This is a genomic window from Microbacterium marinilacus, from assembly GCF_019753765.1.
In the GTDB taxonomy this organism is placed as follows: domain Bacteria; phylum Actinomycetota; class Actinomycetes; order Actinomycetales; family Microbacteriaceae; genus Microbacterium; species Microbacterium marinilacus.
The window spans coordinates 17,018-28,254 of the sequence record NZ_JAIJZW010000015.1; the positions used below are offsets into that span (position 1 = coordinate 17,018).

The window sequence follows — 11,237 nt, forward strand, 5'->3', positions numbered from 1 at the left end:
TGTGTCCCCCGGGACCATAGGGCCCCCGCGGCGCGCGTGCCACGCTCGACGCCGAGCGGTCGTCATCGGCGACGCCCGCCTGATGGGAGCACAATGAGCACCACCCGCCGCGAGGCCCGGCCGACCGGGACTCCCCCGACCGGGACGCCCCCGACGCAGCTGCGGACGATCGTCGCCTCGAGCGTCGTCGGCACCACCGTCGAGTGGTTCGACTTCTTCGCGTACTCGACCGCGGCGGCCCTCGTCCTCAACGCCCTGTTCTTCCCGGAGTACGACCCGCTCGTCGGCACCATCCTGGCCTTCGGCGGCATCGCGGTCGGATACTTCGGACGTCCGCTCGGCTCGATCGTGTTCGGCCACTTCGGCGATCGCATCGGCCGCAAGGGGGTGCTCGTGGTGTCGCTGGTCACGATGGGCGCCGCCACGTTCGCCATCGGCCTGCTGCCCACCTACGACGCGATCGGCGCCGCCGCGCCGCTGATCCTGATGGCGCTGCGCTTCGTCCAGGGCTTCGCGCTCGGCGGCGAGTGGGGCGGCGCCGTCCTCCTCGTCGTGGAGCACGCGCCCGAGGGGCGCAAGGCGTTCCTCGGCAGCTTTCCCCAGGTCGGGCTCGCGCTCGGACTGACGCTGTCGACGCTGGTGTTCCTGCCGCTGGTCGCCCTGCCGGGCGAGGCGTTCGAGAGCTGGGGATGGCGCCTGCCGTTCCTCGTAAGCGCCGTGCTCGTGCTGGTCGGGCTGTTCATCCGGCTGCGGATCTCCGAGACGCCCGAGTTCGAGGCCGTCCGGCGCGCGGGCGCCGAGGCGCGCGTGCCGCTCTGGGAGACCCTGCGCACCCACACGGCGCAGGTGCTGCTGGCGGCCCTGAGCTTCGCCGTGATCGGCGCGGTGTTCTACATGCTGTTCACGTTCAGCCTCACCTACGGCACGGAGTTCATCGGGCACGAGCGATCGGAGATGCTGACGATCGCGACCGTCTGCTCGGCCGTGGCCCTCGTCGGGCTGCCGCTCGCCGGCCGCCTCGCCGACCGGTTCGGCGTCTGGCGCGTGTTCACCGGCGGGACGCTCATCTCGACCGCGCTGGCGTTCCCCGCCTTCTGGCTCATCGACGGCGGCGGCCTCGCCGCGGCCTACGTCGCCTACCTGGCCACGACGATCGGCTTCTGCGCGACGTACGGCACTCTCGGCGTGCTCTACGCCCAGGCGTTCGACGTGCGCATCCGCTACACCGGCATGTCCCTCGCCCTCGGCATCGGCACCATCGCGGGCTCGGCGTTCGTCCCCGTCATCTACCTCGAGCTGCTGTCGACCTTCGGCGGCTCGTGGGCGATCGCGCTGTACATGGTCGTCGCGGGCGTCGTCACCCTCGTGGCGTCGACGCTGCTGCAGGCGCTGAACCGGCGGCGGCAGCACACGAACGAGGGGGCAGGCGCATGATCGACGAGCAGACCCGTTCGCTGCTGGCAGGCATCGGCGGCTTCGACCCCACGCCCGGGGCACTCGCCGGGGTCGTGGTCGTGGACGTCACGCGGGTCGTCGCGGGGCCGTACTGCGCGATGATCCTGGCCGACCTCGGCGCCACCGTCATCAAGGTCGAGAACCCCGACGACCCGGACTACACCCGCACGTTCCCGCCGCTGCTGACCGGCGAGGGCTCCGAGCCGCTGAGCGGCTTCTTCGCCCAGTACAACCGCAACAAGCTCGGTGTCACCGCGAACCTGCGGACCGCGGAGGGCCGGGAGCTGCTCGAGCGGCTCGTGGCACGCACCGACGTGCTGATCGAGAACTTCCGCCCCGGCACCATGGAGCGCCTGGGGGTGGGCCCCGACCGGCTGCGGGAGGCGAACCCGCGCCTCGTCTACGCCGCACTGAGCGGGTACGGGCAGCACGGCCCGTACCGCGGCCGGCCCGCCTACGACAACAGCGCCCAGGCCACCGGGGGGCTGTGGTCGATGAACGGCCCCGCCGGCGGGCCCCCCACGCGGGTAGGCACGATCATCGGCGATCTCGCCGCGAGCCTGTACGGCGCGATCGGAGTGCTCGCGGCGCTGCGGCATGCCGAGCGGACGGGCGAGGGGCAGCTGGTGGACATCTCCCAGCAGGACTCGGTGGTCACGCTGACCGAGAACGCCGTCGTGGCGTACACCACCGAGGGCACGGTGCCGGAGCCCCTCGGCAACGCCCACCCGTTCGTCCGCCCCTACGAGCTGTTCCCGTGCCGCGACGGACACGTCTTCTTCGGGGGCTACACGGACAAGTTCTGGCGCATCTCGTGCGAGGTCTTCGGCGGCGAGGGCACCGCGGACGCGCACGCCGACCTGAGCGACATGGCCACGCGCTTCGACCCCGACGTGTACCGCGATCGGGTGCGCCCGATGGTCGAGGGCTGGTTCCGCGACCGCACGAAGGCCGAGCTCGAGGCCCTCGCGGGCGACCTGGTGCCGCTCAGCGCGGTGAAGGACATCGGCGAGGTCGTCGACGATCCGCAGATCGCCGCGCGGGACATGATCGTCGAGACCGAGTACGACGGCTACGGCGCGCTGCGCACGTTCGGCTCGCCCGTCAAGCTCGACGTCACGCCGCCCCGCACCCGCGGACGGGCCCCCGCGACCGGGGCGCACACTGCGGAGGTGCTCGCCGACGTGCTCGGGTACTCGGCCGCCGAGATCGACGCGATGCGTCAGGCGGGGGCGATCTGATGGGCATCCGCCTGGAGCGCTCCGACGGCGTCGCGACGATCACGATCGACCGGCCGGACAAGCTCAACGCGCTCACGCTCGCCATGTACGACGAGCTCGGCGCGGCGTTCGCCGAGGTGCGCGACGACCCGTCGATCGGCGTGGCGGTGCTGACGGGCGCCGGGGACCGCGCCTTCTGCGTGGGCGCCGACCTCGGCGAGTCGATCCCCGCCCTCGCCTCCGGCCGCTTCGACATCGGCGAGTGGGACGCGGCCCACCAGAAGCACTCCCGGCTCGACAAGCCCGTGATCGCGGCCGTGAACGGGCTCTGCCTGGGCGGCGGCTTCGAGATCGTGCTGTCCACCGACCTGCGGATCGCCGCGGCGAGCGCGCAGTTCGCCCTGCCCGAGACCGGGATCGGCGTGGTGCCGGCCGGGGGCACGCTCGCCCGCCTCGTGCGGCAGATCCCCTACGCCTTCGCGATGGACCTGATGCTCCGCGGCTCGCGCATCGACGCCGCCACCGCGCAGCGGTACGGCATCGTCAACGAGGTGGTGCCGGACGGCGAGCTGGCGGAGGCCGCCGAGCGGCTGGCCCGCGAGCTCCTGACCCGCAGCCGGACCGCCGTGGCGACCGTCAAGCGCGCGGTGCGCGAACTGTCGGACCTGCCGCTGGACGAGGCGTTCCGACGGGAGGCTCTGCTCGGCCAGGAGGCGTTCACCAGCGACGACGCCCGCGAGGGCCTCGCGGCGTTCGCGGCACGACGGCCCGCCCGGTTCCCGTCGCACGGCTCGTAGACTCCAGGCAGCTCCCGGCCGTGCACCACGCGATGCGCCCGGCCGACCGGGCGCACGACCGATGGAGGTCCCCATGACGCAGGCGTCCGCTCTCCCCCTGTCGCCGCACCCCGCCGGCGCGCTCGCGCGAGACCTGCTGGCCGCGGCCCGGGCAGCCCCCGGCGCGGCGACCGACAGCCTGCGCGCGCGGCTGGACGACACGGGCGTCGACCGGGAGACGACCGACGCCGTCATCGCCGCCGTCCAGGAGTCCCGCCTCCACACCGCCCACCTGCGCCAGCGGGCCGTGGAGCTCGAGGCGCTGTTCTCGACGGCGCGCGACCTGGTGCGGCTGCAGGACGTCGACGCCGTGCTGCGCCGTCTCGTCGAGCGTGCCCACGAGCTCATGGGCACGGACGTCACCTATCTCTCCGAGCGGGAGCCGGAGACGAGCGCCCTGCGGGTGCGCCATTCTGCCGGCACCGTCACCCCGGAGTTCCGCGACCTGCTCGTCCCGTCCGGCATCGGGCTCGCGAGCCGCATCGCCCGGACGCGCGAGCCGACGTGGGTGCCCCGGTACGCCACGATGCAGGAGGCGCCGCATCACGCGTCCATCGACGCCGCTGTCGCCGGCGAGGGCCTCGTGGCGTTCCTCGGCGTGCCTCTGGCGGTGGGCGACGAGGTGCTGGGCGTGCTGTTCGCGTGCAACCGGTTCGCGCACGACTTCACGCCGGAGGAGGTGCTGCTGCTGTCGGCGTTCGCCGACCACGCGGCCGCCGTGCTGCACAGCGCGCGCGTCATCGCCGAGCGGGCCGCGGCGACCGACCGGGCGGAGGACGCCTACCGGCGCCTGGAGGCGCACCTCGCCGCCACCGAGACCGCGAGCGCGATCCACGAGGAGCTGATCGCCGCGGTCATCTCCGGCGGCAGCGTGGCCGAGCTGGTCACGACCCTGTCGCGGCACCTCGGGCGCCGCGTCTGGGCCCTGTCGGCGGACGGACGTCCGCTGTTCGCGCACGCCGACGACGCCCGACGCCTGCCGCCGCGATCGCTCATCGCCGACGCCGCCGCGCGCAGTCAGGCGAGCGGTCACGCCGAGCCGATCGCCGCGTCAGGACGGACGTGGCTGATCACCGCCATCATCGGCGCCGACCGGGTGGTCGGCTCGATCCTCGCCGAGTCCGACGGCGCCCTGCCCGACGACCTGCCCGACGACGCGTCGCGGCGCACGCTCGAGCGCGCCGGGCACGTCGCCGCGCTCGTGTCGTTCCGGCGCGACGCCGTCGACGCACTGCGCGCCGAGCGCCGGGCCGCCCATCTGCTCGACCTGATCGACGGTCGCGAGACGGCGCCGGAGGCCGACCCGCAGCTTGCGCTGCCGGCGCCGCTCGCAGCCTGCGCGGTCGTCGACGTGGACGGCGCCGACCTCGCCCACGCGGTGACGGTCGCGGGCGAGGTCGTGGGGGACGACGGGCTCGTCGCCCGCCGCCGGGACCACGTGGTGGTGGCCTGGGCGGTGCCGGACGCCTTCGCGCGCACCGAGCGGCTGCGCCACGCCCTCGCCGACCGGCTCGGCGACCCGCACGTCTCCGCGGTCGTCGCGCCCCTGAGCGACTCCGGTCTCGCCTCCGGGCTGGCGCGCGCCGGGCGCGATCTCGCCTTCCTCCCGTCGCTGGGGCTCCGGGGCACGACCGCTCGGTCGGATGCCTTCGCGCCGTACCACCTGCTGGCGTCGCAGGACGCGGGCGCCGCCGAGCGGTTCGTCGCCGACCTGATCGGCCCCGTGCTGCGCTGGGACGCGCACCGCGGCACCCGCCTGTTCGAGACGCTGTGCGCGTTCTTCGACGCCGGCGAGCAGGGCAAGGACGCGGCGGCCCGCCTGCGGGTGCACAAGAACACCCTCCGCCAGCGCCTCGATCGCATCGAGCAGCTGCTCCCGGGGGCGTGGGAGGACCCCGAGCTGCGCTTCCGCGTCCATGCGGCGGTCAGGCTGGAGCGGCTGCGGCGGGATCTGCGCGCGCCGCACGCGGGTACCACCGCCGCCATCGGCGCCTGACGCACGCCGCCGCGGGCGGGCCCCGGCTGCTACCGGCCGGCGCGCCGCATGGGCGACTGGTGCCGCCACGGGTCGTCCGCGCCGAGCACGTCGGCGTCGTGCTGCCCGAGCGTCGGCGGCGGGGTCATGCCGCGGCCGCGGACGCCGTCGATCGACATCGGCATGTCGACGACGCGGAGGTCGGGCACCGCGGGATGCGGGAGGTCTCGCAGCAGCCCCAGCGCGTCGAGCTGCGGGTCCACGGCCAGGTCGGCCACCGAGCGCACCGCCGAGCACGGCACCGACCGCGCCCGCAGCCGCCGCTCCCAGCCGGCGGCGTCGTCCGCGGCGAACCTCGGCGCGAGCAGCGCCCGCAGCTCGTCCTTGCGGGCGACGCGGTCGGCGTTCCCCCGGAAGCGGCGGTCGGCGGCCAGCTCCGGCGCCCCCAGCTCGTCGGCGAGCACGGCGAACAGCCTGTCGTTCGCGGCCGCCACCAGGATGCCGCCATCGCGCGCGTCGAACACCTCGTAGGGGGCGATGAAGGGCGTGCCGGTCCCCTGACGCGGCGGCACCTCGCCGGTGCCGAGATGCCCCATCAGGTGATACGAGAGCCACCACGCGCCGGTCTCGTACAGGCTGGCCTCGATGTGCGCGCCACGACCGGTGCGCGCCCGTTCGATCAGGGCGCCCTGGATGCCGATCGTGGCCCACAGCGCGGTGCCGAGGTCGACGGCGCCGATGCCGAGGCGGGCGGGCGGGCCGTCGGGTTGCCCGGTGATCGCCATGATGCCCGTGTCCGCCTGGATCACGGGGTCGTAGCCCGGCAGATCGCGCTTCGGGCCGCGCGACCCGTACGCGCTGATCGAGCAGTACACCACGGCCGGGTTCAGCGCCGAGACGGCCTCGTGGTCGAGCCCGCGGCGGGCGAGCGCGCCGGGACGGAACGACTCGACCAGGACGTCGGCGGTCGCGGCCAGCCCCCGGGCCGCCGCCTGCCCCTCGGCCGCGTCGAGGTCGAGCACGATCGCGCGCTTGCCGCGGTTCGCCGACAGGAACGTCGCGCTCTCGCCCCGCCAGGACGGCGGTTGCCAGCGGCGCGTGTCGTCGCCCGCGGGCGCCTCGACCTTGATCACGTCGGCGCCCAGGTCGGCGAGCGCCATTGTGCAATAGGGGCCCGCGAGGTTGCGGGTGAGGTCGAGCACGCGGACGCCGTGCAGCGGGCCGCCAGCCGTCGGTCTCGTCATGCTTTCCCCTCTCCAACTCACGCTATTGACGCACACGTGTACGCTAATCGCAACCATAGCGAGCCCTGGGAGGCCGGATGACCCATGACGACCCCTTCGCCCGCCGTGAGCGGGTCGCGCAGCGCGGGCTCTGGTACGAGGAGCTGCGCACCGACGTCGTGTACGCGCATGCCCCCGGGCGCACGATCACGGAGGCGGACAACGTGCTCTTCACCACGCTGACGATGAACGCCCAGGCCCTGCACCTGGACGCCGCGTGGAGCGCCGGCAGCGACTTCGGCGAGCGCCTGGTCAACAGCATGCTGACGCTGTCGACGGTGGTCGGCCTCTCCGTCGCCCAGCTCACCCAGGGGACGCTCGTCGCGAACCTCGGGCTGACCGACGTCGCCTTCCCCCACCCGGTGCGCATCGGCGACACGCTCAGCGCCGAGACCGCCGTCACCGCCAAGCGCCCGTCGCGTTCCCACGTCGGGACGGGCATCGTCACGCTCGCGCACCGCGGGCTGAACCAGGACGGCGAGCTCGTGGTCGCCGCCACCCGCACGACCATGGTCAGGATGCGGCCGGCATGAGCACCGCCTGGCTGTTCTGCCCCGCCGACCGCCCCGACCGGTACGCGAAGGCGGCGGCCGCTGCCGACGCCGTGATCCTCGACCTCGAGGACGGGGTAGCTTCCGAGCGCCGCGAGGCCGCCCGCGTCGCGCTCCGCGCGCACGTCGCCGAGCTCGACCCCGCCCGCACGATCGTCCGGGTCAGCCCCGCCGGCACCCCCGATCAGGCCCGCGATCTGGCCGCGCTCGCCGGGACGCCGGTGGCGCGCGTCATGCTCGCCAAGGCGGAGTCCGCCGCCCAGATCGCCGCCCTGGACGGATACCAGGTCGTCGCACTCTGCGAGACGCCGCTCGGCGTCGTGCGGGCGGAGGAGATCGCCGCCGCCGCGGACGCGGTGATGTGGGGATCGGAGGACCTGATCGCCGGGCTGGGCGGGCTGTCGAGCCGCGGGCCGGACGGGCGCTGGCTCGACGTCGTGCGGCATGCGCGATCTCGCGTGCTGCTGGCCGCCGGCGCCGCGGGCGTGCCGGCCCTCGATGCCGTGTACCCGCTGCTGGACGACCTGGACGGGCTGCGGGCCGAGGCGGCCGACGCCGCACGCTCGGGGTTCGCCGGGAAGGTCGCGCTGCACCCGCGGCAGGTGCCCGTCATCCGCGACGCCTTCCGCCCCCACCCGGCACGCGTCGAGTGGGCGCGCGCCGTGCTCGCGGCGGCCGCACACGGCGGAGCGCAGCGCATCGGCGGAGACATGGTCGACGAGCCCGTGCTGCGCCAGGCCCGCCGGGTGCTGGAGGCGGCGGAAGGCTGACCGGCCCGCACCGGTACGGGCATCCCCGGCGGCGCCGAGCCCGCACCTCCTGCGCGAGCCGGCATCGGATCCCGTGCCGGCTCGCAGAGAACCTGCGGGCTCGATGCGACCGGCCCCGGGACGGACGCGGGTCAGGAGGGCGCGGGACCGTCCAGCAGGGCGCTCAAGGTCGCCGCGGCGTCGGCGACGGCCTTGCGCAGGACCAGCTCGACACCGTCGTCGAAGCGCTGGTTCGGCACGATCACGGCCAGGCTCCCGGCGACCCCGCCGCGAGCGCGCAGCGGCGCGGCGACGCCGCTCGCACCGAGGTTGACCTGGTCGCGACTCACCGCCACGCCCTCGTCGCGCACCCGCGCCAGCGTGCGTTCCAGCTCGAGGGCCGACGTGATCGTGGTGCCGGTGAGCGGCGGCAGGCCGTCGGCGGCCACCCGGGCGCGCTCGTCGTCGGGCAGGAAGGCGAGGATGGCCAGCGCCGACGCGCCCGCGTGCATCGGCAGCCAGGAGTACAGCTCGGGCACGAACCGCACCGCGTGCCCCGCGGCCTCGGCCTGCGCCACGAACATCCGCCGGCCGCGCCCCGCGTCGTAGACGGCGAGCAGCGCGGTCTCGCCGGTGCGGTCGCTGAGCGCCCGGAGCACCGGCTCCGCCACGCGGAACGGCTGACGCTGCTGGGTCACCGCCGCCAGGCGGTGGAACTCCCAGCCGAGCTCCCAGCGGCCGTCCGCCGACCGGACGAGGCCGCTCTCGGCGGCCGCCTCGAGCGTGCGCTGCACCGAGCTGGCGGGGGACCCGAGCAGCCGCGCGAGCTCGCGGACGCCCGCGGGCTCCGGCAGCTCGGCGAGCGCCCCCAGCACCCTGGTCGCGGACGCGATGGGGTTGCGCTCACGGCGCGGTCCCGGCTCGCTCATCCCCCCATCCTGGCATCCGGCACCGCCCGTGTCGGTCGCGCGATCGGGCGCGGCACGGCGGCCACGGGCCTCGCGCGACGGCTGCGGCTCAGGAGGCGCGCCAGGCGACGTCGCCCTGCGCGAGCAGCGCGCCGTCGGCGTCGACCAGGGAGACCGTCGTGGCGTCGCCGTCGCGCACCCCGTGCACGGTCGCCCGCGTGCCGACGAGGAACGGCGCCCGCGCACGGAAGCGGAAGCCGGCGATCGCGCCGTCCCCACCCTCGTGGCGCCGCACGGCGTCGAGCAGCAGGATGCGGATGAGCGGCCCGTGCACGAGCAGCCCGTCGAGCCCCTCGGCGTCGTGCGCCCACGCCAGGTCGTAGTGCACGCGATGGGTGTTGAACGTGAGGGCCGAGAAGCGGAACAGCTGACGCTCGTCCAGCACCGCGTCCTCCGACCAGGCACCCCCGGGGATCTCCGCGGGCACCGGCCGCGCGGATCCGCCGCCACCCGCGCCGAGGAACACGTCGTGCCACACGCTCTCGATCGCGAGCTCGCCGTCGACGCGGTACTCCCGCACGACGTCGGCGAACACCAGCCGCCCGCTGCGGCCGTCCTTCTCGACGACCGCCCCGGCGCGGACGGTCTGCTCGACCACGTCGCCCAGGCGCAGCGCCCGGTGGTAGACGGCGTCCTCCCCCGCGTACATCCGGCGGGGCAGGTCGAACTCGGGCAGCACGCCGTCGCGGGCGGGCGAGCCGTCCTCGCGCAGGTCGGCCAGCGCGGCGTCGTAGGGGAAGTACACCCCCTCCCACCCGGGCGGCAGCTCACCCCCGGCGAAGGCCGGATCGTTCGGAGAGCCCCCGGCGAAGGCCGGATCCTGCGGAGAGCCTCCGGCGAAGGCCGGATCGTTCGGGGAGAACGTGCCCCGGTAGGCCTCCGCCGGGAAGGCGTCGAGCCGCTGCACGCGCGTCACGCTCATGCGCGCCCTCAGATCACGCCCGCCGCGCGCAGCGCGGCGATCCGCTCGTCGTCGTATCCGGCGATGCCCGCCAGCACCACGTCGGCGTGCTCGCCCATCCGATTGGCGACGCGCGCCGGGTCGGCGGGCGTCGCCGACAGCTTGATGGGCTGGCCGAACATGCGCAGCGTGCCGAACTCCCCGTAGTCGGCCTCGACCACCATGTCGCGCTCGGCGGTCCCGGGGTCGTCGACCACCTCGCCGATGTCGCGCACCGCGGTGAGCGGGATCACATCGCCCGCGAGCTCCTCGAGCTCGACCCGGGTGCGATCGGCGAACCACTCCAGGATCAGGGGCTTCACCCGCCGCGCGTACGTCTCGGGATCGAACCGCTTGCGCATGGTGTCGATCTCCGGATCGGCCGCGACCTCGGGCGTGCCGAACAGCTCGCAGCTCGCTCGCCACAGCTTGTCGGTGTAGCCGCCGAAGAACACCTGCCCGTCGGCGCACGGGAACAGCTCGTACGGCCGCACCCACGCGTGCTCGTTGCCGGACGGCGAGGCGACCTTGCCGTCGACGGTGTACTCGACCACCGCGGTCTCGGTCATCGCCATGATGCTGTCGACCTGGGCGACGTCGACCAGCTGCCCCTCGCCGGTGCGCTCGGCGTGCCGCAGCGCGGCGAGCGTCCCGATCACCCCGAACAGCGTCGCCGACAGGTCGCCGATCGTCACGCCCACCCGCACCGGAGGCTGGTCCGCGTAGCCGTTCATCGACCACAGCCCGCCGGCCGCCTGGGCGGTGTTGTCGAAGGCGGGACGGCGGCTGCGCGAGCCGGTCTGGCCGTAGCCGGAGATCGCGGTGTAGACGAGGCGCGGGTTGATCTCGCGCAGCACGTCGTAGCCGAGGCCGAGCTTGTCCATCGTGCCCGGCCGGAAGTTCTCGACCAGGATGTCGGCCTGCGCCACCAGGTCCTTCAGCACGGCCTTGCCGTCGTCGCTGCGCAGGTCGAGGGCGAGGCCGAGCTTGCCGCGGTTGTACTGCGCGTAGTAGCCGCTGAACTCCTCGTCGCCGTTCCGCAGATACGGCGGGAAGCCGCGGGACACGTCCGGGTCGGCGGGGTTCTCGATCTTCACCACGGTCGCGCCGAGGTCGGCCAGGAACTGCGCCGCGTACGGGCCGGCGAGCACCCGGGAGAGGTCGAGCACGACGACTCCGCCGAGGGATCCGGCCTGCTGGGCGAGAAGGGCGTGCTCTGCGGGAAGGGGATGTCCTGACATGTGGTGCTCCTGGTTCGTC

General features: G+C 74.5%; 10 protein-coding genes. 6 read left to right on the top strand and 4 right to left on the bottom strand.

Going from position 1 to position 11,237, the window contains the following annotated elements:
• The first annotated feature begins 93 nt into the window (after positions 1–93).
• The 4 genes from K5S26_RS17080 to K5S26_RS17095 all read left to right on the top strand — a co-directional run bounded on the left by K5S26_RS17080 (position 94) and on the right by K5S26_RS17095 (position 5,507).
• Complete coding sequence (locus K5S26_RS17080) at positions 94–1,434, top strand: MFS transporter (RefSeq protein WP_221860445.1); 1,341 nt, start codon at positions 94–96, stop codon at positions 1,432–1,434.
• A complete protein-coding gene (locus K5S26_RS17085; protein WP_221860447.1) occupies positions 1,431–2,696 on the top strand; it encodes a CaiB/BaiF CoA transferase family protein in 1,266 nt (421 codons plus the stop codon). Before K5S26_RS17080 ends, K5S26_RS17085 begins: the two co-directional genes overlap by 4 nt.
• Positions 2,696–3,472 carry an enoyl-CoA hydratase/isomerase family protein gene (locus K5S26_RS17090; protein WP_221860449.1) on the top strand — a complete coding sequence of 259 codons (777 nt, stop codon included), beginning with the start codon at positions 2,696–2,698 and terminating at the stop codon, positions 3,470–3,472. Before K5S26_RS17085 ends, K5S26_RS17090 begins: the two co-directional genes overlap by 1 nt.
• A gap of 73 nt (positions 3,473–3,545) precedes the next feature.
• Complete coding sequence (locus K5S26_RS17095) at positions 3,546–5,507, top strand: helix-turn-helix domain-containing protein (protein ID WP_221860451.1); 1,962 nt, start codon at positions 3,546–3,548, stop codon at positions 5,505–5,507.
• Positions 5,508–5,536: 29 nt separating this feature from the next.
• On the opposite strand, the gene K5S26_RS17100 is transcribed toward K5S26_RS17095, so the two are convergent.
• Complete coding sequence (locus K5S26_RS17100) at positions 5,537–6,730, bottom strand: CaiB/BaiF CoA transferase family protein (RefSeq protein ID WP_221860453.1); 1,194 nt, start codon at positions 6,728–6,730, stop codon at positions 5,537–5,539.
• Between the two features lie 77 nt (positions 6,731–6,807).
• On the opposite strand from K5S26_RS17100, the gene K5S26_RS17105 reads away from it, so the two are divergent.
• Positions 6,808–7,302, top strand: a complete 495-nt coding sequence (locus K5S26_RS17105) for a MaoC family dehydratase (protein WP_221860455.1) — start codon at positions 6,808–6,810, stop codon at positions 7,300–7,302.
• Positions 7,299–8,090 (top strand): HpcH/HpaI aldolase/citrate lyase family protein, encoded by a 792-nt coding sequence (locus K5S26_RS17110; RefSeq protein ID WP_221860457.1) that lies wholly within the window; start codon positions 7,299–7,301, stop codon positions 8,088–8,090. The genes K5S26_RS17105 and K5S26_RS17110 overlap by 4 nt, the downstream gene beginning before the upstream one ends.
• Before the next feature lie 131 nt (positions 8,091–8,221).
• On the opposite strand, the gene K5S26_RS17115 is transcribed toward K5S26_RS17110, so the two are convergent.
• The 3 genes from K5S26_RS17115 to K5S26_RS17125 all read right to left on the bottom strand — a co-directional run bounded on the left by K5S26_RS17115 (position 8,222) and on the right by K5S26_RS17125 (position 11,218).
• Positions 8,222–8,998, bottom strand: coding sequence for an IclR family transcriptional regulator (locus K5S26_RS17115; protein WP_221860459.1), 777 nt, complete (start codon positions 8,996–8,998; stop codon positions 8,222–8,224).
• A gap of 88 nt (positions 8,999–9,086) precedes the next feature.
• A complete protein-coding gene (locus K5S26_RS17120) occupies positions 9,087–9,959 on the bottom strand; it encodes an FAS1-like dehydratase domain-containing protein (RefSeq protein ID WP_221860461.1) in 873 nt (290 codons plus the stop codon).
• 8 nt (positions 9,960–9,967) lie between these two features.
• Positions 9,968–11,218 (bottom strand): CaiB/BaiF CoA transferase family protein, encoded by a 1,251-nt coding sequence (locus K5S26_RS17125; protein ID WP_221860463.1) that lies wholly within the window; start codon positions 11,216–11,218, stop codon positions 9,968–9,970.
• Positions 11,219–11,237: the final 19 nt, after the last annotated feature.

Bases quoted from the DNA above. Each gene is read 5' to 3' on its own strand.
- K5S26_RS17085 (WP_221860447.1), top strand. From the start codon at position 1,431: ATGATCGACGAGCAGACCCGTTCGCTGCTGGCAGGCATCGGCGGCTTC.
- K5S26_RS17125 (WP_221860463.1), bottom strand. From the start codon at position 11,218: ATGTCAGGACATCCCCTTCCCGCAGAGCACGCCCTTCTCGCCCAGCAG.
- K5S26_RS17090 (WP_221860449.1), top strand. From the start codon at position 2,696: ATGGGCATCCGCCTGGAGCGCTCCGACGGCGTCGCGACGATCACGATC.
- K5S26_RS17105 (WP_221860455.1), top strand. From the start codon at position 6,808: ATGACCCATGACGACCCCTTCGCCCGCCGTGAGCGGGTCGCGCAGCGC.
- K5S26_RS17080 (WP_221860445.1), top strand. From the start codon at position 94: ATGAGCACCACCCGCCGCGAGGCCCGGCCGACCGGGACTCCCCCGACC.
- K5S26_RS17120 (WP_221860461.1), bottom strand. From the start codon at position 9,959: ATGAGCGTGACGCGCGTGCAGCGGCTCGACGCCTTCCCGGCGGAGGCC.
- K5S26_RS17115 (WP_221860459.1), bottom strand. From the start codon at position 8,998: ATGAGCGAGCCGGGACCGCGCCGTGAGCGCAACCCCATCGCGTCCGCG.
- K5S26_RS17110 (WP_221860457.1), top strand. From the start codon at position 7,299: ATGAGCACCGCCTGGCTGTTCTGCCCCGCCGACCGCCCCGACCGGTAC.
- K5S26_RS17095 (WP_221860451.1), top strand. From the start codon at position 3,546: ATGACGCAGGCGTCCGCTCTCCCCCTGTCGCCGCACCCCGCCGGCGCG.
- K5S26_RS17100 (WP_221860453.1), bottom strand. From the start codon at position 6,730: ATGACGAGACCGACGGCTGGCGGCCCGCTGCACGGCGTCCGCGTGCTC.